The 26,094-nt window shown below is 43.4% G+C and carries 17 protein-coding genes; 15 read left to right on the top strand and 2 right to left on the bottom strand.

Annotated elements, in window-relative coordinates; translation table 11 throughout:
- Positions 1-25: 25 nt before the first annotated feature.
- From BN6559_RS07595 to BN6559_RS07560, 7 genes are all read left to right on the top strand, one after another.
- A complete protein-coding gene (locus BN6559_RS07595) occupies positions 26-802 on the top strand; it encodes an electron transfer flavoprotein subunit beta/FixA family protein (protein ID WP_110954155.1) in 777 nt (258 codons plus the stop codon).
- A 20-nt stretch (positions 803-822) separates the two neighbouring features.
- On the top strand, positions 823-1,752 hold the full coding sequence (locus tag BN6559_RS07590; protein WP_110954154.1) for an electron transfer flavoprotein subunit alpha/FixB family protein: 930 nt from the start codon (positions 823-825) through the stop codon (positions 1,750-1,752).
- A gap of 27 nt (positions 1,753-1,779) precedes the next feature.
- Positions 1,780-3,066, top strand: a complete 1,287-nt coding sequence (locus BN6559_RS07585; RefSeq protein WP_110954153.1) for an FAD-dependent oxidoreductase — start codon at positions 1,780-1,782, stop codon at positions 3,064-3,066.
- Positions 3,063-3,356, top strand: coding sequence for a ferredoxin family protein (locus BN6559_RS07580; protein ID WP_110954152.1), 294 nt, complete (start codon positions 3,063-3,065; stop codon positions 3,354-3,356). Before BN6559_RS07585 ends, BN6559_RS07580 begins: the two co-directional genes overlap by 4 nt.
- A 355-nt stretch (positions 3,357-3,711) precedes the next feature.
- A complete protein-coding gene (locus BN6559_RS07575) occupies positions 3,712-5,499 on the top strand; it encodes a methyl-accepting chemotaxis protein (protein WP_199883834.1) in 1,788 nt (595 codons plus the stop codon).
- A gap of 379 nt (positions 5,500-5,878) precedes the next feature.
- Entirely contained in the window at positions 5,879-7,594 is a 1,716-nt protein-coding gene (locus BN6559_RS07565; protein ID WP_110956318.1) for a methyl-accepting chemotaxis protein, read from the top strand.
- A gap of 22 nt (positions 7,595-7,616) precedes the next feature.
- A complete protein-coding gene (locus BN6559_RS07560) occupies positions 7,617-8,054 on the top strand; it encodes a chemotaxis protein CheW (protein WP_110954150.1) in 438 nt (145 codons plus the stop codon).
- A 93-nt stretch (positions 8,055-8,147) separates the two neighbouring features.
- Here the strand turns inward: BN6559_RS07560 and BN6559_RS07555 are convergent, their stop codons facing one another.
- The gene (locus tag BN6559_RS07555; protein ID WP_110954149.1) at positions 8,148-10,121 is read right to left on the bottom strand and encodes a methyl-accepting chemotaxis protein; all 1,974 of its coding nucleotides are present in this window, start codon (positions 10,119-10,121) and stop codon (positions 8,148-8,150) included.
- 959 nt (positions 10,122-11,080) lie between these two features.
- Positions 11,081-11,506 carry a helix-turn-helix domain-containing protein gene (locus BN6559_RS07550; protein ID WP_110954148.1) on the bottom strand — a complete coding sequence of 142 codons (426 nt, stop codon included), beginning with the start codon at positions 11,504-11,506 and terminating at the stop codon, positions 11,081-11,083.
- Positions 11,507-12,163: 657 nt separating this feature from the next.
- Here BN6559_RS07550 and BN6559_RS07545 point away from each other — a divergent pair.
- The 8 genes from BN6559_RS07545 to BN6559_RS07500 all read left to right on the top strand — a co-directional run bounded on the left by BN6559_RS07545 (position 12,164) and on the right by BN6559_RS07500 (position 26,054).
- Positions 12,164-13,732 carry a PAS domain S-box protein gene (locus BN6559_RS07545; protein ID WP_110954147.1) on the top strand — a complete coding sequence of 523 codons (1,569 nt, stop codon included), beginning with the start codon at positions 12,164-12,166 and terminating at the stop codon, positions 13,730-13,732.
- Between the two features lie 287 nt (positions 13,733-14,019).
- On the top strand, positions 14,020-16,821 hold the full coding sequence (locus tag BN6559_RS07535) for an EAL domain-containing protein (RefSeq protein ID WP_110954145.1): 2,802 nt from the start codon (positions 14,020-14,022) through the stop codon (positions 16,819-16,821).
- Positions 16,822-17,279: 458 nt separating this feature from the next.
- On the top strand, positions 17,280-19,274 hold the full coding sequence (locus BN6559_RS07525) for a methyl-accepting chemotaxis protein (RefSeq protein ID WP_110954143.1): 1,995 nt from the start codon (positions 17,280-17,282) through the stop codon (positions 19,272-19,274).
- A gap of 208 nt (positions 19,275-19,482) precedes the next feature.
- Positions 19,483-21,033 carry a spore germination protein gene (locus BN6559_RS07520; RefSeq protein ID WP_199883832.1) on the top strand — a complete coding sequence of 517 codons (1,551 nt, stop codon included), beginning with the start codon at positions 19,483-19,485 and terminating at the stop codon, positions 21,031-21,033.
- Positions 21,030-22,184: a Ger(x)C family spore germination protein gene (locus tag BN6559_RS07515; RefSeq protein ID WP_110954142.1), complete on the top strand. Its 1,155-nt coding sequence runs from the start codon at positions 21,030-21,032 to the stop codon at positions 22,182-22,184. Before BN6559_RS07520 ends, BN6559_RS07515 begins: the two co-directional genes overlap by 4 nt.
- Positions 22,185-22,280: 96 nt before the next feature.
- Complete coding sequence (locus BN6559_RS07510; protein ID WP_199883831.1) at positions 22,281-23,372, top strand: GerAB/ArcD/ProY family transporter; 1,092 nt, start codon at positions 22,281-22,283, stop codon at positions 23,370-23,372.
- A gap of 31 nt (positions 23,373-23,403) precedes the next feature.
- A complete protein-coding gene (locus BN6559_RS07505; protein WP_110954140.1) occupies positions 23,404-24,903 on the top strand; it encodes a spore germination protein in 1,500 nt (499 codons plus the stop codon).
- The gene (locus BN6559_RS07500) at positions 24,900-26,054 is read left to right on the top strand and encodes a Ger(x)C family spore germination protein (RefSeq protein ID WP_110954139.1); all 1,155 of its coding nucleotides are present in this window, start codon (positions 24,900-24,902) and stop codon (positions 26,052-26,054) included. The genes BN6559_RS07505 and BN6559_RS07500 overlap by 4 nt, the downstream gene beginning before the upstream one ends.
- The last annotated feature ends 40 nt before the right edge of the window (positions 26,055-26,094 follow it).

The following is a 26,094-nucleotide window of genomic DNA, read 5'->3' as shown; positions in this document are numbered from 1 at the left end:
CAGCGAATAAAGAGGTGCAGATAGGATGAACATGATTGCCTGTTATAAATGGGTTTTAGATGAACAAGATATCAAAGTAACGCCCGGAAGTCTGGCACTCGACACGAGCAGAGCAAAGAGTAAAATCAGTGACTATGACAGAAACGCGATCGAGGAGGCGGTACTGCAGGCGGAAAAATGCGATGCCACGGTAATCAGCCTGACCTTTGGGAATAGTAAAGCAAAACAATCTTTAAAAGATGTTTTATCGCGTGGTCCTTCCAGTGCTTATTGGGTAAATAGTGCAGCAGCTGATATTGCGGATGGATTTGTAACAGCAAACGTACTGACTGCAGCGATAAAAAAAATAGGTGCTTATGATGTAATTTTATTTGGAGAAGGATCATCAGACACGTATGGGCAGCAAGTAGGGCCGCGTGTGGCAGCCTTATTAGGAATTCCGGTGCTTACCTTCGTATCGGAAATAATAATAACCGGCAATCGTGTAAGGGCGACTAGAAAAATTGGCAATTGCAGTGAAGTGGTGACAGCGGAGTTTCCTGTGGTCGTTACTGTACTGCCGGAAATAAATAAACCACGTATTCCAAGCTTGAAGCAAGTGTTAGGAGCAGCAAAAAAATCAGTTACAGAGTTTAGAATTGAGGATTTAGGGCTGGATGAAGAAGCAATTACACCTAAAAATAAAGTGAAATCTATACGCGGTTTTGTGATGCAGCGGAAAAATAGGATTTATAAAGAAGGTACGCCGGAAGAGAAAGTCAACGAATTGTTTACCAGCCTGAAAAAAGAAGGCGCATTATAGAAAGGAAAGAAGGAAAAATTATGGCAGGAATTTTAGTGTATTCGGAAGATCATGCCGTTGCGCAGCAGTTACTGACAATCGGTCGAACGTTAGCAGATGCAGTAAAAGTGTCACTGGTTGCAGTGACACTTGAAGAAGAAAATGTCGTCCATCTTATTACAAAAGGTGCTGATAAAGCAATTGTACTTGAAGGGAAAAATATGTATCCGGAAAGTTATGCAAAACCAATTGCAGAAGTGATTGAGAAAGAAAAACCAACGGTAATTTTAATTGGCGGTACACTTCGAGGAAAAGAAGCTGCTGCTAAAATTGCTGCATATTTAAATACAGCGCTCGTAAATAGTGCATGCAGCATTAAAGTAAGCGAAGGCAATATCGAGACAGAACGAATCATGTATGGTGGGCTCGCCGTGTGCACAGAAATAGTGGCATCCGGCAGTCTTGTAACAATAGAGCCGCTTACCTATGAAGCGGCAATGGCTGATGCAAGTCATACCGGAACAATAGAAAAGATGGCTGTTCAAGCTGAAGCGCTTGTGACGATTGAGCGTGTATGCCCAATGATAAAACAGTGTGCGGACATTAGAATGGCTGAAAAATTAATTTGTGTTGGACGCGGATTATCAAAACAAGAAGATATGAAACTAGCACAAGACTTGGCAGAGCAATTAGGTGCAGAAATTGGCTGTACGAGAAGTATCGCTGAAGATTATCATTGGTTACCGAACGGGACTTATATCGGTTTATCCGGGCAAAAAGTAAGACCAAACCTTTATATTTCTATGGGGGTATCCGGACAAGTGCAACATGTGTCCGGTATACGTGATGCTAAATTAATTGTAGCAATTGACCGTAATGAAAATGCACCAATTTTTCAGTCGGCAGATTATGGGATTGTCGGAGATTTACAAGAGATTGTGCCATTATTAACCGAAAAAATATCGAAATAAAATTCCTAGAAGCAAGGCGGTGAGTGGATGGGAGACGAAGAGAAGTTTGATGCCATTATTGTAGGGGCTGGACCGGCTGGCACTGCTTGTGCTTATATCCTAGCGCGCGAGGGGAAAAGCGTTCTCGTCATCGAACGGGGCGATGTGCCGGGCAGTAAAAACGTAACAGGTGGACGCCTTTATACGTATGCTTTAGAACTAGTAGAACCCGGGCTTCATAAAGAAGCGGTACTCGAGCGGAAAGTCGTTAGAGAACAAATTATGTTGCTTGGGGAAAAAACAGGGATAACCATCGATTATTTTGATGCTGACCTAGCTAGAGCTGAAGTGCCACAAGCCTATACTGTATTACGTGCACCATTTGATGAATGGTTTGCTGGTAAAGCAGAAGAGCAAGGCGCGATGATTGCAAACGGAATATTGGTCAATGATCTCATCATCAAAGATAATAAAGTGGTTGGCGTAATTGCTGGTGAGGATGAAATGTATGCAGATGTGGTGATTGCCGCTGATGGTTTAAATTCCTTTATGGCACAAAAGGCCGGTCTCAAAATGGATTGGACGTCGCATGAAGTTGGAGTCGGTGTAAAAGAAATCATTGATTTACCTGCCGATATCATCCAAGAAAGATTTAATGTTGGTTCTGATGAAGGTGCGGCTAGAGCTATTCTAGGACAAACAAATGGTGTACAAGGCGGAGGCTTTTTGTACACCAATAAAGAGAGTATATCCTTAGGCATCGTTCTTAGCCCAGCAGCACTTGTTAAGCAAAAAAAGCAGATTGCCGATATTTATCAAGATTTTAAAATGCATCCGGCAATTTATCAAATGATTGGTGATGGTACAACGAGTGAATATAGTGCACATTTAGTCCCGGAAAATGGATGGAAAAGTGTGCCGAAACAATTATATCGCGACGGATTCTTAATTGTTGGTGATGCTGCAGGGTTTTGTGTGAATACTGGTACGATGATTAGAGGGATCGATCTGGCGATTGTGAGTGGAGTTGCTGCCGCGCAAGGTGTGTTAAGTGCAAAATCAAGACAAGAAGTCGGGCCGGGTTATGTTAGAGAATTACATGAATTGTTACTAATTCCGACAATGCAGCTATTTTCTGGTTGGCCGGAGATTACAAGTATTCCGCGTATGGCTAAACAGTATCCGGATATGATGAATGAAATGATGAAGTTTATGTTTACAGTAGATGGAAAGCTACCAGAAAAAATGACAAGTGCCATGAGAAAAATCATGCAAAGACATATCAGCTTACGTCAGATCATTGCCGATAGCTGGAAAGGATTTAGAGCGATATGACAATCAAACGACAAAATACGGATGAACTCTTGGGTTTAAATAAATTTGAAGTTGATGAAGAAAATACCCATATCCAGCTGGATAAGAATCTATGTGCAAAGTGCCAAGCAAAAGCATGCATACTCGTATGCCCGGCTTCTTTATATCGTTTGAATGAAAAGGGTGAGATCACCTTTGATTATGCCGGGTGTCTGGAATGTGGTACTTGCCGGATTATGTGTAAGGATAAGGGCATAAAACAATGGAAATATCCTGCAGGGACTTTCGGTGTATCGTTTCGTTGTGGATGATGATCTTTACCAAAACTGCTTTTGACGTAGGGCATCAATTAGGAAGAGTTTCGGTTCCTGAATTGATGCTCTATTTTTGGGCGTACAAGTTACCATGCTTGAATAGCGCACAAGATACAGGAAGGGAGGATAAAATGTATGCGAAGTATTCGCTCTCATGTATGTGCATTGTTCTTAAATCTGTATGATATTTTAAGAAAAAATACGTTGCAGCTATTTATTTTATGATTGCATTATATTTATAATAGATAAAAGCTGTAAGAATTGTTATCAGATAACAATAGAATCAAGTTAATTTTTATGTTATCATATACGAATATAGATGATAATCAGAGAATGGAAAAGGAGTATGCTTATGTTTTCTAAGCTCAATCGCGATATTGCTATTGTTATTTTGGTTATGTCAATTGTCACAATATTACTTGGTACTTACGAAGCGTATGCAATCAATCAGCAAAAAGAGGCGCGATTGGCGAGTTACCGGCAACTACTTTTTGCTGATTATGATGATAGCATAAAAAAACAGGTGCAAACGGTGATCAATCAAATTCATGCGTACTATGAACGGGCGCAGAAAGGGTTGATGACGGAGGAAGAAGCGAAAAAATTGGCATTGAATGTCGTTCGTGATGCCCGCTATGGTGAGGATAAAAGCGGTGTGTTCTGGGCGGATTCGTTTGACGGTGTCCTGCTGTCGTCCGGTGCCGGAAATGCCGTCATAGGCAAGGTACGTACAGGTGCGAAGGATGCAAAGGGAAATCTTTTTGTTCAGACATTTATTGAGAATGCAAAGCAGGCAGAAGGTGGATTTTCCGAATATTATTATCCTCGGCCGAAAGATGTTGATCCGACGCAGACGCCTTTACCGAAACGTTCTTATAGTGCGGGGTTTACGCCGTGGCAATGGTCAATCGGGACCGGGAATTATGTCGATGATTTAGAGGCAATGGTACAGGTATATCAAAAGCAGTTGGATGAAGAACAAATCAATCAATTGACGTATTCGATTTCAACGTATTTGTTTATTTTAATTCTGGCAATGCTGACGTCGCTGTTTCTCAATAGTAAAATCACCAAACGCATTCGTCCGATGGCGCAGGTTGCGCAGAAGGTCACTGCCGGCAATCTGAGCGTGGAACGGATCGATTCAGGTGCGCAGGATAGTATTGGCGATTTGGCGCAGGCGTTTAACGAAATGGTGCAAAACTTAAGTTCTGTGGTTAAGCAGACCAAGTCCTATGCCGGACAGGTTGCCCAGACTGCTGAACAGCTGCAGGCGGGGATGGAGCAATCTGCGCATGCGTCAGATTTGATCGTGACCTCTATCGGAAGTGTGGACAACGGTACAGGAAGACAACTGACGCTTGTAAAGGATGCAGCGGCGGCGGTTTTAAAAACTTCGGAAGCCATGACGACGATGATGACCAATTCTCAGGAGATGGTCGATCAATCCGGGGAGGTAGTCAAGGCCGCGCAGGTGGGCGAACAAAATATCGACCGTACGATTCAGCAGATGGCGCAGATTGAACATACCGTTATGGATTCCGGGACTGTTGTTAAAAATTTGGGCGAAAGATCAAAGCAAATTTCTATTATGGCGGAAACTATTTCCAAAATTGCCTCCCAGACGAATTTGTTGGCCTTAAATGCGGCGATTGAAGCGGCGCGCGCCGGTGAACATGGAAAAGGCTTTGCCGTTGTTGCCGATGAGGTACGCCTGCTTGCCGAGCAGTCGAATGAGGCATCCAAGCAGATTACGGAGCTGATTCAAGACATTCATATTGATGCGGGAAAAGCGATTGAGGCAATGGATGTCGGTGCAAAAGAGGTAAAAACAGGCACTGCGGTTGTACAGGAAGCAGGGGCGTCTTTTAAAAAGATATCACTGCTTATTACACAGATGCTTACGGAGATACATCATACCATTGCGCAGATGAAAAATACGGCTGAGGTTAGCCAAAGTGCGGAGAAGGCTGTGCAGGAAGTCGAGGCGATTTCAAGAGATATTTCACTTGAAACGACACAGATCTCCTCGGCGATTGATGAACAGTCCGCTTCTCTGGAAGAGATTACTGCGTCAAGTGCCGTTTTGACAGATATGGCAGAGGAATTGAATCGGTGGGTGGATAAGTTTAAAATTTAACTTCTTTTCATTTCGCGGATACTGGCATTATGCCGAAACAACCGGACCATAGAGAAACAGGTAAAGCCCCAACTGATGATATGAATCGGGTGGGGCTTTTTTTAATCAAGGGAAATTTTTATGCAATATCGGCTGAATGCACGCGTAACTGTGGTATTGCTTGTGTTACACCGGTACATTTCCTGCAGCTGTCTGCGGAGGAAATTTGTAATTGGGTTACAATATACAGACGAAGAGCAGTCAGGTAAAATAAAGTTAATGGAAGTAATAGTCTGAGTTTTGCAGCCCAACCCGTGAACGGAGATGATGCGTGTTTTGGTGTGGCGACGGTAATGGGTGTATTTTTGGGCGAGAATTTATCGAATTGGAGGAAGAAAAATTGGATTATTTTGATAATTTAAACGTTGCAAAAAAATTAGGTGTATTTGTATCCGCTGCTTTGCTGCTTTTGGCCGTGGTTGGCGGTATGGGATATTATTATCTCGAAGATTCTGATGCCAAAATAGACGATATGTATCATAATCGCCTGATACCGGTGAAAATCACCAATGATATCCGTGGAGATGTTGGTAAGGCGAATGCTGCTGTTGTAGAACTGATGCTCACAAAAGATGAGAAAAGGAGTAAAGAGCTGAGCGCTGTGATTCAATCCGTTACCCAGGACACGGATGAGGATTATGCAGAACTTCATAAAATCGGGTATTCATCGGAGGGGCAGGCACTGCTAAGCAAGGTGGATGAGGCGAAGGAGAAATACCGTGATGCGCGAAAGGCGGTACTGGCGTTATCTATGCAGAACAAGGATGCGGAGGCCTATTCCTTGTATCTTTCACATGCCTATCCATTATCCGTTGAATTTATGACTTCGCTGGAAACTCTGTCGCAGTATTTTTCCAAGCGTGCCGATGAAATAAACGAAGCGAATCAGATTGCTTTTCATCGAGCGAATCAGATTACGCTGTTTATTTTAGCGGCGGCTTTTTTTATTCTTTTGGGAATCGGTTATTATATTTCAAAGACGATTACGAAACCGTTAGGTATCATGGTAACGGCTGCACAGCAGTTCGCAGCCGGAGACTTCATCGGACAGGGACGCAGCTTTAAGCGAAAGGATGAACTTGGGAAACTGGCGGATGCCCTTGCGGCTATGCGGGATAATCTGCGCAGTCTGATCCAAAAAATTGCCGAATCAACAGAAATGGTGTCGGCGTCGTCGGAAGAACTGACTGCCAGTTCACAGCAGTCGGCACAGGCGGCCAATCAGGTTGCAACCTCGATTGCAAATGTGGCAAGTGGCGCCAGCGAGCAACTGACGGCTGCGGCAGAAGCTTCGGAGATTGTGGAGCAAATGTCGGCAGGGATTCAGCAGGTCGCGGCCAATACGAATCAGGTGGCGGAGCAGTCCGCAGTGGCCGCTGAACAAGCGCAGGAGGGCGGCAAAAAGATTGATGAAGCGGTAGAGCAAATGCGGCAGGTGGAACGTACGGTGAACAGTTCGGCCGTGGTCGTTACAAAACTTGGTGAACGTTCCAAAGAGATTGGGCAAATTGTCGATACGATTTCCGGGATCGCCGGACAGACAAATTTGCTGGCCTTAAATGCGGCGATTGAGGCAGCCAGAGCCGGAGAGCAGGGCAGAGGTTTCGCCGTTGTTGCAGAGGAGGTCAGAAAGCTGGCGGAGCAGTCACAGGAAGCCGCAAAGAAAATTGCCGCATTGATCTATGAAATTCAGCAAGAGACAGACCAGGCGGTTATCGCGATGAATGAGGGGACGCGTGAAGTAAAGACCGGTACAGAGGTTGTCAATCATGCCGGTACCGCTTTTGGCGAGATCGTTCGGCTGGTGTCGCAGGGATCGGATCGGGTGCAGGAAATTTCAGCGGCAGTTCAGCAAATGGCCGGCGGCAGTCAGCAGATCGTAGATGCAGCGGCAAAAATCGATGCCCTGAGCAAACAGTCATCCGGCGAAGCGCAGAGTGTTTCGGCGGCTACACAGGAGCAATTGGCATCCGTGGAAGAGATCGCTTCTTCCAGCCAGGCCTTGTCTAATCTGGCACAGGAACTCCAGACAGCGGTCGCAAAATTCAGGATATAAATGCATAGGGGGATGTTCAGTGATGGCAGAGGAACAGTTTGTACTTTTTAAGCTTGCACAGGAAGAATATGCAATTACGATTACGCAGGTGAGGGAAATCATTCAGTACAGCGGCGCAACACGGCTGCCGAATGTACCGGAATATATGGAAGGTGTTATCAATTTACGCGGCAATACAATACCGGTGCTTAATCTCGCGCAGCGTCTGGCGATTGATGGAAAAATCGCCGATGGCGGTAAAAAAGCATTGATTGTGGAGACAAATAAACAAAATTTTGGTGTTGTCGTTGATGAGGTTACGGAGGTACTGATGCTGGCACAGAGTGCGATAGAGGGACCGCCGCCGAATGTTGGTGAGGGAATCCGCGGGATTGGCAAAGCCGGGGAACGGCTGCTTATTTTACTCGATATGGATCGTTTGTTTAAGGAGGAAGCGATAGATCTGTATCCGACGAATTAATTAAAAAAACTATCCGGGTACAGAAAAAACCGGCTTGCGAATGTTCGTAAGCCGGTTTTTCAGTGCACCGATGTCGGTGTCTGCCGCTTATTTTTATAAGCGAAATTTTGCTACTGCGGTTTGCAGATCCTGTGCCATTTTTGCGAGAACTTCGCTGGAAGAAGAAATTTCTTCTGCTGATGCGAGCTGTTCTTCTGTTGACGAGGATGCGCCTTGTGCTTCGGTGGAAAAAGTTTTGCTCAGCGCATCAATCTTTTCCACCGCATCTACAATTTGCTGATTTCCGGCAACCAATTCCTGTACAGTGCCGGAAACTTCATTGACCTGATCGGATACACCGGTTACCAGTTCGGCAATTTCGCGGAAGGCCTGCCCGGCTTCTGTCACCATTGCTGAACCAGTTCCGACATCGCTTGCGCCCTGCTCCATCATGTTGACGGCATGGCTGGTATCCGACTGAATCTCGCCGACTAAAGCGGCAATCTGCTTGGTCGCTGATTCTGATTCTTCTGCCAGTTTGCGGACTTCTTCAGCAACGACGGCGAAACCACGCCCTTGTTCGCCGGCTCTGGCGGCTTCAATCGCCGCATTTAAGGCCAGTAAATTCGTTTGTCCGGCAATTCCGGCAATGGTACCTACAATCTGGCCGATTTCTTTGGATTTATTGTTGAGCTTGGTGATTGCGTCATTTACGGCCTGCGCAGAGGCGGCAATTGCCTGCATTTGTGCAACAACCTTTTCGACCGAATCGTTGCCGGCATTGGCCCGATCAGCAGCCTGCACCGAAGCGTGGGTCATTTCATCGGCGTTTTTTGCCATGGTTTGCAGTCCGGCGGTGATCTGTGCAACAAGTTTGGCGGCATCGTTGGCGGCAGTGAATTGTTCATCTGCACCTTCGGCCACATGGGTGATCGTGGAAGAAACCTGTGTGGCTGCCTGTGCTGCCTGCGATGCGCTGGCTGTCAGCTCTTCAGAGGATGCGGCAACATGCTGGCTCATCAGCGTGGTATCTTTGACCAGCTTGCGCAGGTTTTCCAGCATGAGGGTAAAGCTCTGCCCCAATCGGCCGATTTCGTCATCGGTTTGTGTATCGAGCTTCACTTGCGACAGATCGCCGGCTGCGATTTGACTTGCGGCCGCTTCCAGCACAATCAGCGGTTTGACCATGCGGCGGACATACCACATCACTAGAATACCGGTTGCCAGCAGTACGATTAGGCTGACGATCACAGTGATGATGGTTAATTCGTTTACTTCCGACAGCACTTCCTCTATCGGAACGCTTATCGCAAGTGACCAGTCGGTTCCCACGACAGGGGCGAAGGCAACATAGCGGTCGATGCCTTCTATCGTTGATTCCACGGTGCCGGTCTCGGCGTTTTGCATCTTTGAACTTAGCAGTTTGCGGCCGGCATCGGCGTTGGCATCTTTCAACGGATTGACTTTCATTGCAACATTCTTATCGGGGTGAATGATGAAGAGACCATCTTTTTGTGTAACGACGGCAAAGCCTGTTTTTGCCACTTTAATAGCCAAAATATTTTCCTGAAGTTCATCTATGGGAACCGTTGCAAAGACTACGCCGATGGTTTTGTTATCCCGCAGGATCGGTGTAGAAATAAAAACAACGGTTTTTCCTGTGGCAAGCGAGGTGCCGGGATCGGAGATAAAGGGTTTTCCGCTCATGGCCGTTTTGAAGAAGATTTCATTTGCTACGCTGCCTTCAAAGCGGCTTTCATTGATCGAATCCCCTTTCGCATCCACATATACAACGGAATCGTATTTGGGATTTGTGTGTTTGGTGCTGATTAACGCCGGGACGATTTGTTCTATATTGCCGCTGTGCAGCGCGGGCGTTGCAGCCAGGATGGCTAATTCTGCCTGATAGGTTGTTAACCAGTCACTTGCCATGGCAGCAGCGCCGGTCGTTCGTTGCTGTAAATCCTCATGTACACCGTTCATCACGATGCTTCTGGCTTTCCAATAGCTGATTCCGCCCAAGGCGGCAAGCGATATCAGAAAGATCGATAAAATGATGACTGTCATTTTTGTTTGGATACTTTTCATATTAACCTATCCTTTTCTACGTAATTGTGCATGGATTTTCTTCTGGACTATAGTATGAAACGTGATGAAGTCCGGTAGGGCGGCAGTGCAATTCGAGCATTTTTTAGCTATTTGCACAGGCTGCATGATTTGCTCCATATTTTAAAACTATACTACAGAAGAAAATTCTCTGTTAAAATTATAGCACACCTGCTTAGTTAAAAATATTGTTACCAGATAACAATATTACTGTGTATATTTGCAAGGCTACTAGTGTGTCATCATACCCTGGTAAATAAGAATGACGCGTGGAAAGTTACAATTGTAATAATAAAAATAACAATCAATAAATAAGTTAACAAATTTTCTTTTGGGATAAAATTTTTAGACAAATTAGTAAGTAATGAGAATGGAGAAGGCGGAGCGATTAACATAAAAGAACTGCAGTGCGTTCTTTACGATTTGTGCCGATGGGTGCAGCTTGTAGATGAGCGGGATGGCAGAACTGATTTGCCGTCCGCGTGCTTGCGGTCAGGGGCTATGTTGTAGTGCTACATTTTAGAGATGCCTATATAACAAATATTTGTCATTGGGTAATAATGCAGTTTGACAAAATGTATGATATTATTTGTTGTAATAAGGTAGGACTTTTAATAACAGCATTATAGAATGATATAGGCGATCTTATGGTGACTTGGTTTCGATGTGATGATATCCGCTGCTCTTTTTGAGATACAATCGGGATGCAGCCGACACTTCCAGCGCTGATTGTAGCGAAAAATGGTTGGGCAATAGTATTGGGAAAGGGTATAGTCACGCGGGGAAGGTTTCTTGGGTGACTTTTTGCCATAAGCATGATGCCTGTCCTTCCCCAAGGATCTGAGCATAACAAAAAAGCAGGTGTCAAGCAGAACGACGTGGAAGGTCTACTGACACATACTTCAAATTGAGCAGGTTTTTGCCGATCGGGGCAGAGCTGCTTAGCTTTTTGTTTTGTATGAGGACAACAATTTTATGAACTCAATAACCAATCCCTGCTCATCTGGCATGAGATTTCTGAAAATCTGCATAATCTCCGGTGAAAGTTCAGTGCACGCAGGTTCCGGTTTTGCTGCTTTTGTGCCCCGGCACAGTAAAGCGTTCGGCGGGTCAGCCTGTTGTCCGCGCACTTTGGGCACGAGAATCGTACAGCTGTCTCCGTAAATCAGCCAATCGAGCGAGCTGCGGTACTGTTTTGCGATATTGATTAGAATTTCCAGACTTGGTGCAGTGAGGCCCTGCTCAATGTTGCTGATGTAGCTTCGGCTGACACCGATGGCCGAAGCTAGTTCTTTTTGCGTATGGTTACCGCGTATCATTGCAACGCGTCTGCCAAGTTCTTGTTTTGAGAAAGATGAATCTAACATCAGTTTCGGCTCCTTGAATGAAAAATTGAGATAAGTTTAAATTACGACACAAATAACAACATAAGTGTTGACGAGATGTTATTTGTGTCATATAATAAATAACATAGACGATTGACGAAGCATCGGGATCGTAGTTGAAAATTGCATATTTATGCAAGCGAAAACGACAGAAGGACAGAAAATAATGACTTGCAGCAGTACATTTACGTTTAGAAGTAAATGATCGGGTACGGCGTTAAGCATCGTTCACTTGCAATGTGCTTATATTCATTAATTATATCCGATTCATTTCAAGACGTAAATGCGTGAAGTATTCTTTGAAATATTTGATTGCATATTCATTTATTTCTGTGGCAGGGATGCATAGATGACAAGGTGGACGGCGTTAGATATAGTTTTACATAGTAAACATAGCAAGAGCGTATCAGTTCAACGTTTCATGATGAAACGTTGAGTGGCATGCTCTTTTTTGCATGGCTTTTGCCGGAAGTCATGCCGGAGGGATCGTCACGGCTAGTATTTACATAAATGATACGTAAACATGCAATTCGACATAAATTATATCATATCATGCTTTTAAATGGATATAGGGAAGAGGGGGGGATTATTTTTTACGAGGGTGCAACGATTGGTTCAAAATAATGCAGCTGGAAGGTGATGGAAATAAACGAGGGGAAATATGGGTACAAGGCAGATGACTTTTTTAAGAAACTGATTGAGAGTATGAATGATATCGTCGCTATTTTTCGTTTTGGCGGTATTTGTCGTTTTGCTTCTCCAGCTGTAGAGGATATATTGGGCTATGCGGTGGAAGAGGTTGTAGGGCATTCGGTCTATGAATTTCTTGAACAGGAGGATATGCGGGCGGTTAAAAAACTTTATCGGCCGACCAAGGCTGGTGTTTTGCCTGAGAAGCGACGCGTGGAGTGCCGGCTGCGAAAAAAGGATGGAATTTTTGTGTGGCTGCAGGTTGAAACGACGAGAATTTCTGATCCCGATAATGGGTGTACTGAATTTTTGACAGTGGCAAGAGATATTACGCAGCAAAAGGAAAAGGAGTTATACCAGGATTTACTGAAAGATTATTGTCATTATTTTTGCAAAGCGGTAAAAACCGTTGGGCTGATTATCAATGAGGATGGCCGCGTCATTGATTTTATCAGTGAATATACCGCATTTCCTCATATTAAAGGGCGGTGCTTGCATGAGTTTTTAGTCAAGAGTCAGGCCGATATGATTTTACGTAAAATAAAACATGCGATCCATACCGGAGAAATGCAGCATTCTATCTATAAATTAACCACACCGAACGGTGATTACTGGGTTGAGGGCAAATCGACGCCGCTGGAGGTTCAGCTCAATGGGAAAAAACTGGTGGCCAGTCTGATCCTGGATGTAACCGGCAAGGAACGGGATCGAAAGAAAACGGAATTGATGTATCTGTTTAAACAGCGTACTGAATTATTTCAGGCGATCATTACGGGCAGTGAAGAAGAATTCACGAAAAATTCTATTCTTTCGAATATTCAGGAATTAAATTTTAGCGAGGATTATTTTTGCTGCATTGTGCATTTGGAGGCGGGAAAGCGGACGCATCGCAATAAAAATTTATTTTTTAGTGTTGTGGAACTTTTAAGCAGTGATCCGCTGTTGTTTATTTACAATTGCCATGGGGATATTGGGGTGTTTTTCCGTTCAAAGCATTTTCAGGAGACTTTGCAGGCCGGTGAGTGGCTTCGGGAACGTATTTTGGCATACGATGCCAATTTTAAAATCAAAATTGGCATCGGCGGAGTTTACAATGACATAGAAGGTCTGAAACGGAGTTATCGTCAGGCGCAGAGTGCGCTTGTCATTGCCTGTAGTGAGGCAGAGGAAGCCGTTATTAGTGAATTTAAGAATATTGGAATTTATCAACTGCTGGAGCGGCTTTTGCATGATGAGGATTCGTCGGATTTTGTAGAACGCTATCTGGGACCGCTGATTGCCTATGATCGGGAAAAGGATAGTCAGTTGTTGTATACGCTGGAGGAAATATTAAAGAGTGTGCATTTGAAGGATGTTGCCAACAAGTTGTACCTGCATTATAATACCGTAATTGTGCGCAAACGTCGGATTGAGGGGATTTTGGATGTCAATCTGGAACAATATGAAGTCAGGCTCACTTTGTCGCTGGCACTGAAGCTTTACCGATTAAATTATCGCCGGCAAGGGAGCAGAAAATGAGAAGTCGTACTGCCGAACAGTGTTACGTAGCACCATTTTTGGGTTGTTTTTATAAAAATAATTGTAAAGAAATCACAGTGTATTTATTTCCTATTTATGCTATATTCAAAGCAGATAGGTATGCAGCAGATTTCAGTTTAGGAGTTGTTTGCTGCAGAGACATGAAACAGACACTGCCAAAGTCAAGCGTCGGTTTAAAAAATCTGGTGAGAAGTGTACAGTTGTGAGCAAGGAGAAAAATTTTAGAGTATTGGTTGAGATGAAATCGTTGAAATGAGGTGGCGGATTTGTCATACGATGTGCCGGCGGGCGCGGTGAGAAGTGCTGCGGATGAGAGGTTAAATAGAATCCTTTATATGACAATGGTGCTGAGCGGTACGGAGCATGTTTTTTTATATTTGTCGAAGAAGCAGGAGCGGAAATCTGTACTTCATGGCGCGTGCGGGGCTTTTCGCCAGCTTAGTGAGGTTCATTTATTAGGTGAGCTGGTCAAGGGGGTTTATGCGACCGGCGAGATCAAGGTGATGTTCAATTACAGCACGTTTAAGTATCGTTTGCCGGATTCGGTATTTGGCGGAGTCTACTATTTAGCGATGATCCCGATGCAGTACAAGAAGCGGCTGATCGGTGTAATCGGTATAGCGTATTCCAGTCCGGGGCAGTTTCTGACCGAGGAGAAGCTAAGCTTGCTGCAGCGGTTTGCAAATTTCTCGGCGATCGCTGTGTGTAAACAAATCCATCGCCGACATCCTGTATGCGTGCCTGTAAAGGAAGCGGGAGCTGCCGTATCAAATGAGCTCAGAAGCTATGCCGGACATGACAGACGCCGGGTTAAATTTTATTGCAGAAACAGCAGGAAGCACTATGGTCTTTTTTCGGCCGGCAATGTGTTCGACTATAATCAGCAAGGCTTTTTGGCAAACACGCAGGGGCTGTTGCGGCAAAGAAAGACGGAAAAAATGCGCAGAGTATTTGAAACGAAGTTTACGCGGTTGTTTTCGATGCTGCCGGATGCGGTTATCATTATCCGTCAGGATAAGGTATGCATGGAGGTTAACGAAGGTTTTACGCATATGAGCGGTTTTTCGAGCGAAGAGGTGGTCGGCAAAAAGTGTGCGGAGTTGAAGCTCTGGCTGAATGCCGAGGAGCAGCAAAGGTTTGAGCGGGCTTTGTGTAATTATGGTGAGTTTCGTGATATGCTGGTCAGGTTTCGTCATAAGAACGGATATATTGTGCATACGCAGGTGTCGGCTGGCAGTATGTTTTTGAATGCACAGTATTTTTATATGATGTTTATCCGGGATATTACGGAGCAGGTACAGGCCGAAAAAGCGCATAAGCAGCAGGAAGAGGCGCTGATGGTCAGCCGAAATAAGCTGTCTGCGGCTGCGGCGTTGGTTGGGCTGGGACCGTGGGAGTATGATCCCGAAACGGATTTGTTTGATTTTGATGATGAATTTTATGCTTTATGCGGTACAAATGCTGCGCGTGAGGGGCGGTATATGTCATTTGAGTGTTATGTCAGAGAATTTGTTCATCCTGAGGATTGGCGGATGTTTAAAAACGAGCGTGCGGTTCTTGCGGCGCGGCATGAGGATGCTCCTGCGGATATTATGCACCGGATTATTCAGCGCAGCGGCGAGGTGCGCTGTGTACTCGTCAGGCGAAGGTTTGCCCGAAACGGCGAAGGCCAGGTCATTCGGGTGCATGGGATCAATCAGGATATTACGGAATGGGAGCGCGGTGAGGCGGATCGGCAGCAAAAGACGGAGCTGATCCGGCAGATGGCCTATTTTGATCCGTTGACGAAGCTGGCAAATCGGCATAATTTGAATGAATACTTGGATAAAGAGATGGAAGCGGCGCGCCGGAAAAATGCAGTCGGAACGATTTTGTTTGTGGATGTGGATGATTTAAAACTGGTTAATGATACCTGCGGGCATTCGGCGGGAGATGCGGTGATCGTTTTACTTGCAGCTCGTTTGCAAAGGGCGGTGCCGGAGGCGGCTTTTGTAGCAAGAATTGGCGGCGATGAGTTTGTTGTGGTACTGAAAGGGCTTCATGAGCGCGACAGAATTGAGAAAATCGTACATGAAATCAGCCGGAAGCTGGAGTGGAATCAAGAGATTTCCGGGGCGCGTTTTCAACTGACGGTCAGTATCGGTATCGCGCTTTATCCAAAGGATGGGGATACGAGAGAGGAAATCATTAAAAATGCGGATAATGCGATGTATACCGCGAAGGAGAGCGGCAAAAGAGGACAGAGCGACTGGCGGTTTTATACGGAAGAAATGCAGCGGGATGCATACAGAAAAATACGGCTGACCGAGGGGCTGCGATGCGCGGTGGAACGCGGCGAATGTTCCTTGGTTTATCAGCCGCAAGTTTTGATCAATACAAGGCGGGTTGTTGGATTTGAAGCGCTTTTGCGCTGGAACAGCCTGACGCATGGCAATGTACCGCCGGGTCAATTTATTCCGCTTGCCGAGCAGTCCGGGCTGATACAGGGGATTGGAAAGTGGGTGCTGGAGAGGGCCTGCTTGTTTGCACGCCGTCTGGCGGAGCAGGGGCAGAGGGATATTCGCATTGCGGTGAATGTATCGCCCAAACAGGTGGAGTCGGAGGAGTTTATTGCCAATGTGCGCGAGGCTATTGAGACGGCGGGGATTGAGCCGCAGATGCTTGAACTTGAACTTACGGAAAGCGTGTTTATGTCATCGCTTGAAAAAGCAAATGATAAACTGATTGAGCTTAAGCAATTAGGGGTGCACTTGTCTTTGGATGATTTCGGTACGGGATTTTCTTCTTTATCTTATCTGATCAATTTGCCGTTTAAAACACTTAAAATTGATAAATCCTTTATCGATGTGATCACTACCGATCTTAAGCGAGCTGAAATTATCAGTTCAATTATCTGTATGGGCCATGCCATGGAGATGAAGGTTATTGCCGAAGGGGCTGAAACCGAGCATCAGGTAAACTATCTTTCGGCTCATGGGTGTGACTGCGTGCAGGGGTATGTATTCAGCAAACCGCTAACGGAGGCGGAGGCGGTTGCATGGTTAAGACGGCAGACGCAATGCAGTTGAAGCGCTCCGTTCAACCGGGCTGAAGATAAACTGCCGATTGGTGAAAAGTACCTGTCTATGCGTTGATTTAGTCCTGCATATGTGATATTATCACATATGCAGGACTTTTTTATGGAGGATTATTGTGCTTGAATTATAATGCGTTATATATCATGATTATGGTATCATTTTCATGGATAGAAAACTTGCGTAACAATAGAGGCTATTGTTCAATACGCAGGTTTTTTGAGTATGTTTTTAGCGAGCCCAATTGCAATGCACGAGTACCTGCTGTTTGCCGAAGAGGGAGGCAGCCAGCCGGGTGTTCGTTTTGAAAGGAGAGGCGTGTGTTTGGATGGTAAGATAAGGCAGAGAAGGGGTATCGTGATTGTGCTGTATAGGCGCAATGATCATCTGCCGGTGGTAAAAATAAATCCATGAATAAAGAAGTGGTAGCAATCAGATAGGAGGCGTAGTTTATGTTTAAATCTAATATAAGTCTGAGTATTAAGACGAAATTAATTCTTTCTTCGTGTATCATACTGATCTTGTCTATTAGCTGTGCTGTTTTCTTTAATTGGAGAAGCAGTCGGGAAGCATTAAGGGAAAAAATCGATGAGAATATGATTGCCAATGCAGAGGCAGCCGCTGCGGGAATTGGGAAGGAAGTTGAAGCGATCAGAACGGCAGTCAATTTTATTGCCGCTGATCCGGATGTGCGGTCAGGGGATTCGGCAACGATCTCAGCGCGTCTGGCTGAGATTAAGCAAAGTATGGGAGAGATCGATTCGGTGGTGTTCACGGATCAGAATGGGAAATACCAAAAACCGGACGGTACGACAGCTTCCGTTGGCGAGCGTGCATATTTTAAGGATGCGGTGCAAAAGAAGCAGACGATCATCTCTGGAGATCCGGTTGTTTCGCAAATTACCAAAAATCTGGTGGCGGTACTGGTAGCGCCGGTCAAAGATGGCCAAGGCGAGTTGAAAGGGTATTTGGTAGCCGGGATCAATATGGATAAGATTACGCAGTATGTGATTAATCGAAAGATGGGGAAGACCGGATATGCGTATGCTTTTGGCAGTTCAGGTACTTTTTTTGCTCATCCAATGGCGGAGATGGTGATGAAAAGAAGTATGCTGGATAAAGACAGCAGCCTGGAACTTCGGGATTTGGCAGAGACGGTGCTGCGCGGCGAAGTCAGTGTGAAAAAATATGAATTTAATGGTGCGATGAAGTATGGCGGCGGTGCACCTATACCGGGAACGTCCTGGGGGATCGGAACGACTATGAATAGTGATGAGGCCATGGAAAAACTGGCTGCGATCAGACAGCAGGCGCTGATTATTATGCTTGTTTCGTTGCTTATCGGCGGCGGTCTGATGTATTTGGTAGCGATTCGGATCAGCAAACCGATTATCGGTCTGGTTGGCATGGCCAATCAAATGGCGGAGGGCGATTTTACGCAAACAGCACAAGTGGAATCGCAAGATGAAATAGGACAGCTTTCTGTTGCTTTTAATCAGATGAGTGATAATTTGCAGAAATTGATTCGGCATGTGCAGCAAAATGCGGAGCAGGTTGCCGCTTCATCTGAAGAATTGACGGCGAGTGCGGAGCAGTCAGCGCAGGCGGCAACGCAGGTGGCGGGCTCAATCAATCAGGTGGCGGATGGTGCCGAAATGCAGTTGAAGAAGATTGATGAGGCTTCGACTGTCGTGCAGCAGATGTCGTCTGGCATAGAGCGGATTGAAGTGACGGCCAATCAGGTCACGGACAGGTCCGCAGAGGCAGTGGACGCGGCCCATGACGGCGGCAGGTCGGTAGATCGGGCCATTCATCAAATGGCATTTATTGAAGAGACCGTGGATCATTCGGCGCAGATTATTGCGCAGTTGGGTGATCGGTCGAAGGAAATCGGGCAGATTGTCGATACGATAGCGGGGATTGCCGGACAGACCAATTTGCTCGCGCTCAATGCGGCGATTGAAGCTGCCAGAGCCGGGGAGCAGGGCCGAGGTTTTGCTGTTGTGGCTGAGGAGGTGCGCAAGCTTGCGGAGCAGTCCCAGGAAGCTGCCAAGCAAATCGCCGAGCTGATCAATGGGATTCAGACGGATACGGATAAGGCTGTTACGGCGATGAGCGATGGGACGCGCGAGGTTAAAGTCGGTACCGAGGTTGTTAAGGATGCGGGTGAAAAATTGCAGAAGATCGCATCGACGATAGAATTTGCGGCGCAACAAATGAAAGATATTTCCGCTGCAATTCCGCAGATTGCCGGGGGGAGTCAGCAGGTTGTTAGTGCGGTGAAAGAGATTGCTGATCGCAGTAAGGATGCGGTAGATCAGTCCCAGACGGTTTCGGCTGCTACGGAAGAACAATCTGCTTCTATGGAAGAGATCGCATCTTCCAGCCAGAGTCTTGCGAAATTTGCGCAGGAATTGCAGAGCGCAGTCGGACGTTTTCGCGTGTAGCTCGTTTTAAAATTTTTATTACGGATGTATAAAAACCGGACAGCATCGGGGATTAGCCGATGTTGTTCGGTTTTTTTAGGTTTATTAAGTGGTTTTTGTCTGCCGCGCCGTTCTGACAAAATAAGATCGTTGTTGTTTCGTATGCATATTTCGGCTTAAAAACGGATACGATAGCCAGAGATGAAGTTTTATGTCGGGGAGGAATTTGATGCTAAGGCATAAGAGTGAGATGAAAGAAGGTAAAGAAAAACCGGAAATTTACAGTACCTGGCTGAATCCGCTGAATGCGGTGGAATTTCTTTCGGCATCGTTAGAGGAAAATATTGAAAATTTAAATAAGATATTTATAGATGATGACACGATTACAACGCGGTGGATTGCCAATAGTCATAATGAAGATTTGCGGTATTGTCTGGTGCAAAATGATGGAATGGTCAATGCAGCCATTACCAATGAAAATATCATCAAGCCGCTGATGCTTTCCAAAGCGCCGTTGGCAAAAGGCAGTCAGATGGAAACGCTGCTGCATCAGGTGGTTTTTATTAATCAGGTAAAAAAAACAAACCAATGGCAGCAGATTATTGAATCGGTAACGTATGGTGATACGGTGCTTTTTATCGACGGAGAGGCGGAGGCACTGCTTTTAAACAGTAAGGGCTTTAATACAAGAGGTATCGACGAACCTTCTGGAGAAAAAATTCTCAGTGGGCCTAGAGAAGGTTTTTGTGAAGCACTTATGATTAACCTTTCGATGATTCGGCGTCGTTTGAGGACGAATGAACTAAAAATAAAATTTCAAAGCTTTGGTGTGAGGACGCATACACAGGCCTGTATTTGCTATATTGACGGCATTGTGAATAAAAAAGTTCTTGCAGAGCTTTATCGGCGGCTTGAAACAATTGATATGGATGGTGTTTTGGATACAAATTATATTACGGAATGCATCCGTGATTCACGTTTTTCTCCTTTTCGGACGACTGGGTATACGGAGAGACCAGACGTGGTCGTTGGTAAACTTCTGGAAGGGCGTATTGCACTTTTGGTGGATGGATCCCCGGTCGTATTAACACTGCCCTATTTATTTATTGAAAATTTTCAAAGTAGTGAAGATTATTATCTGAGTTTTTATTACACTTCTTTTGAACGCATACTTAGAATTATAGGATTTTTTATGAGTATAACAATACCGGCGCTTTTTATTGTAATTGGCGCATTTCATCATGAAATACTGCCCACGACGCTTTTGACAAACATTGCGAGAGAACGTTTAGGTGTACCTTTGCCAGCAGGTTTGGAAGCTTTTGTGATGTTAATTTTGTTTGATATTTTAAAAGAGACTGGGATACGAATGCCGTCAGGTATTGGTCAGGCTTTAAGCATCGTCGGGGCATTGGTCGTTGGACAAGCTGCGGTGGAGGCGAAACTTGTAGCTGCGCCTATGGTGATCGTTGTTGCAATTACTGCGATTACTGGATTATTGGTACCCAAAATGAATGCTTCTATCTTTTTCGTGCGATTGATTTTCCTGTTTTTAGCGACTTCACTTGGTTTATTAGGTTTAATTCTCGGAATTGCAGGCTTGTTTATTCATGTATTCAGTCTTCATTCTTTTGGTGTGCCGCAGATCATGCCGGTGGATCGATTGCAATATCAGGAAGTCAAAGATACGTTTATTAGAGGTCCATGGTGGAAGATGATTCGCCGTCCAGAAAACTTGACGGAAAATAGATATCGAATGAAGCGTGGTGATCAAGAATGAGCGTGATGAAGAAATTGGTCAGCATAGTATGTATCGTTGCGTTTTGTACTGTACTAAGCGGTTGTTGGAATTATCAAGGGTTAAATAAAATTTCTATTGTTTCAGGTGTTGCCATTGATAGAAAAGAAGAAGAAAACAAATATCACCTAACAATAGAAGTATTTGATTTATCTGGTGGAGGCAAAGAGAGTTCTATTAAATCGCAGATCGTCGAGACTGAAGGAGAAACAATTTACGAAGCGGTTAGAAACGCAAAAAAAAGATTAGCCAAAAATTTATACTTTGGTGATATACAACTTGTTGTGGTCAACGAGAAAATTGCCAGAGAAGAGGGAATACAATTTATTTTAGATTGGTTTATACGCAATGAGAAGCCAAGAGAGACCTTTATAACAGCAGTTTCTCAGGAAAAGACAGCAAAAGATATTATTACCGCAAGTGGTGTGGATCACAAGATTGTTTCAGAAGAAGTCGAACGTATTTTAGATGAGGATAATAAAATTACGGCTTCTTCGATCAATATCGATACTTATAAGGCATTAAATATCATACAGGGAGAAAAGGAAACAGCCCTTGTTCTACCGGCGGTGCACTGTGTAGATAACCAGGATAAAAAAGTAGTTGAAGTAAATGGTGTTGCTATTTTTAAGGGTGATCGATTACAAGGCTATTTATCCCCTGAGGAAACGCAATATTACCTTTTTGCAATTGATGAAGTTAAAGGGGGAATTTTTACGTTTCCGTTTACTGAACAAAACCCTATAGAACAAGACAATTTTTCATTTGAAGTAAGCAGTAATAAGACAAAAGCATCTTACAGCTATGATGGAGATCGGTTAAAGGTATTATTGCATACAAAAACTACTGTTGCACTGAGTGAAGCCGCGGGAGATTTAGATTTAGCAAACAAAAATACCTTAGAAAAGGTCAAAGAAACTGCAACTGCTGTATTTGGACAACGATTACAAACTGTGATAAAGAAAATACAAACGGAATTCGGCAGTGATGTTTTTCGGTTTAATAGAATGATTTATAAAAAGGATCCTGCATTATGGCTGAAATTAAAAGACAATTGGGACGATTCTATACGAACTATGGAAATTGAAGTAAATCCGGAATTTACGATCAGTAATACAGGTTTGATAAAATGATGGGAAAGCCTTTTGTCAGTTTGATGAAAATAAAAATGTCTAGAGAAGATGCAAGAAGAAAAATGCGAGGCAGTGACAGCTGAAAGAGGGAGTCGTATGCAAAAAGAAATGTTAACAATGCAGCAAGCCGTTTGTATGATTGCAATGTTTTTGATTGGCAGTAGTACAGTCTTGGGAGTAAGATCTACGGAAAATGATTCGTGGATCGTATTAATTATGGCTGCTATATTTGGAAGTGTACTTACTCTCATGTATGCTCGGATTATGAGTTTGTTTCCGGAACTAAATTTCTATGATATCGTGGAGTTCCTTTTTGGCAAATATTTAGGTAAATTGATGACCTTATTGATGACTTGGTACGCAATCCATTTGGGGGCACTGGTACTTAGAAATTTTTCCGAATTTATTCAAATTGCTGCAATGGAAGAGACACCGCAGCTCGCAGTGATGATTGCAACGCTAGTGGTTACCGGTTATATGGTGGCCAGTGGGATAGAAACTTTCGGCAAATGGACAATGGTGGCGCTCTTTCTGGTTTCCTTGGTTGTTGTATCTACGGTCATTCTATCGATCAAGCAAGCTGACTTTTCAAATCTTCTGCCGATTATGAATCATGATTTAGAAACGATGAGCGCGGCAACCGTAAAATTATTTGCTTTTCCTTTTGCAGAACTCGTCGTATTTTTAGGTTTGGCAGATACGGTAAAAAAAAGCGACAATCCATATAAAATGTATTTGTCGGGGATTTTTATTGGAACGCTGATTTTATTACTTGCTGTTTTAAGAAATATTGTCATTCTGGGATTTCCCATGCTGGAAAAATTATATTTTCCTTCCTATGCTTCTGCTCGCATTATCAATATCGCAGAACTTTTTTCGCGCATTGAAATGTCAATATTCTACATTTATATACTGAATGGTATTGTTAAAATATCAATTTGTTTAGTTGTTGCAAAAAAAGGAATAAAAAAATTATTTTCTACAAATAAAGATGTAACTGCTGTAATTTTGCTTAGTCTTATCGTTTTGCTAGTAAGCAAATATCAATTTAAGAATGTTGTGGAAATGATCAATTTTATTGATATTTATCAATACTATGCATTCCCTTTTCAAATCATTCTTCCGGGGCTTGTGTGGATATGTGCGGAAATAAAAGCGAAAAAAATGAAATATATTGTGAATAAATAAGGTTGAAAAATTTATTTTGGAGGAGCGTTTTATGGCGAATGAAAAATTAGAAGACAAAGGTAAAGATATTCTTAGCTCCTGCTTTGAGAAAAATATAGACGATTTGAAAGCTTTATTTGCAGGTGATGATACGATTGCTGTACGCACAATTGCAAGTTGTCAAAACACACAACTGCGATATTGCATTGCGCAAAACGATGGTTTAGTTAATCCGGCGATCATCAACGAAAATATTATAAAGCCGCTGATTCTTTCAAAAGCGCCGCTTATCTATGGCGATCAAATTGAAACATTAATTCATCAGGTGATTTCAATTAATCAAATCAAGAAAATAAATCAGTGGAAAGAGATCATTCAATCACTGACCTATGGTGATACGATATTATTTATCGATGGTGAGGCGGAAGTTCTCATATTAAATAGCAAAGGATTTAATGTTCGATCAATCTCGGAACCATCGAGTGAAAAAATTCTGAGTGGGCCAAGGGAAGGCTTTTGTGAAGCGTTGATGATGAATCTTTCTATGATTCGTCGCAGGCTTAGAAATAACGAATTAAAAATAAAATTTCGCACTTTAGGAGTACGAACGAATACGCAAGTTTGTATTTGCTATATTGATAGCATTGTAAATAAACATATTCTTACCGAATTAAATCGCCGTCTTGATACGATTGATATGGACGGAATTTTAGATACACAGTATATTACAGAATGTATTCGTGACTCCAAAATGTCCCCATTTCGGGCAACTGGGTATACAGAAAGACCGGATGTTGTTGTTGGAAAACTTTTGGAAGGACGTATTGCGTTGTTGGTGGATGGATCACCAGTCGCTTTAACAGTACCTTATTTATTCATTGAAAATTTTCAAAGCAATGAAGATTATTATCTAAGTTTTTTTTACACTTCATTTAACAGATTTCTTAGAATCTTTGGGTTCCTTTTAAGTGTTATTGTTCCCGCTTTCTATATTGTCATCGTAGCTTTTGATCAGGAAATTTTACCGACTACGTTGTTGGTCAATATCGCGAATGAGCGATCGGGCGCACCGCTGCCAGCCGTTTTAGAATCATTTGTAATGTTGATTTTATTTGATATTTTAAAAGAAACGGGGATACGTGTGCCCAGTGGTATTGGTCAAGCTTTAAGTATTGTCGGTGCATTGGTGATTGGGCAAGCTGCGGTATCTGCAAAGCTTGTAGCAGCACCGATGATTATTGTAGTGGCAATTACTGCGGTAAACGGGTTATTGGTGCCAAAATTGAATGCACCGATTATTTATATACGCTTTTTTTTGTTGATTTTATCATCAACGATGGGATTGTTAGGGTTTATGGTTGGAGTTACGGCAGTCTTGATTCATTTACTCAATCTCCATTCATTAGGAATACCACAGATGACCCCTACAGGCAGTCTTAAATATCAAGAAGTAAAAGATACTTTTTTCCGGGGTCCTTGGTGGAAAATGATCAATCGTCCAGAGACATTAACGAAAAATGAGCGAAGAATGTATCAGGAGGATAAAGGGTGAGTGCAATAAAGAAATGGGTAAGCAGTTTATTAATTGTTCTTTTCTGTATTTCGCTTAGTGGTTGTTGGAATTATCGTGGCCTTAACAAAATTTCTATTGTTTCAGGGATTGCGATTGATCGTCAGGCTGGTACGAATAACTATCATTTAACAATGGAGATTATTGACTTTTCTGAGGCAGGGAAGAAAGATCTTGGAAAACCACAATTGATAGAATCAGAGGGGAAAACGATTTTTGATGCAGTAAGAAATGCCAAGAAAAAGCTATTTAAAAAATTGTATTTCAGTGACACGAAGATTATTGTAATCAGTAATCAGATTGCAAAAGAGGAAGGGATCAGTTCTATTTTAGATTGGTTCCTCAGAGATGCGGAATTAAGAGAGACGATAAAGCCTATTATTTCACAAGAGAAAACAGCGAAAGAGATACTTATGGTAAAAGGAATGGATGAAAAAATCGTTTCAGAAGAAATTGAGCGCATGATCGACATCGATAAAAAAATGGTGGCATCAACGAAAAAAATAAACAATTACCAAGTATTTAATCTTTTACAAGGAGAAAAAGAAACATCTTTAGTTTTGCCGGCTGTACATTGTACGTTAAACCAAGATAAAAAGATCGTAGAGCTAAACGGGGTAGCTATATTTAAGGCAGATCGATTACAGGGATATTTATCTGCCGAGGAAACGCAGTATTACTTATTTGGTGTAGATGAAATAAAAGGAAGTATTATTGCATTTCCGTTTGCAAGAAGTAATGAAAAAAATCAAGATAATTTTTCGCTTGAGGTAAATCAAAACAAAACCAAAAGATCGTATACTTTTGACGAAAATCGTCTTAAAGTAATTTTTGATGTAAAGACGATCGCTGACCTGGGGGAAGTCGGTACAGACATCGATGTTTCTAAGACGGATACGCTGGAACAGATTAAGTTTGCAGCAGAGTCTAGACTGAAAGAGAATATGGAAGAGGTAATTAAAAAAAGTCAACTGGAATTCGGGTGTGATGTCTTGGGAATTGGTGCGATCATTCACAAAAGTGATCCTGCGTTGTGGTACAAGTTAAAAGAAAATTGGACGTATTACGTACAGTCTATGGAGATTGAGATAAGACCGAATTTGGTAATCACCAATACCGGATCAATGAAATGATAGAAAAAGTCTAAAAGCGCAGCGTTTAAGAGAGGTAGTA

Origin of the sequence: Massilibacillus massiliensis (assembly GCF_900086705.1) — a bacterium.
Lineage (GTDB): Bacteria > Bacillota > Negativicutes > FLKF01 > FLKF01 > Massilibacillus > Massilibacillus massiliensis.
The sequence above is the reverse complement of the archived record's forward strand: the minus strand, read 5'-3'. Positions and strand labels throughout refer to the sequence as shown.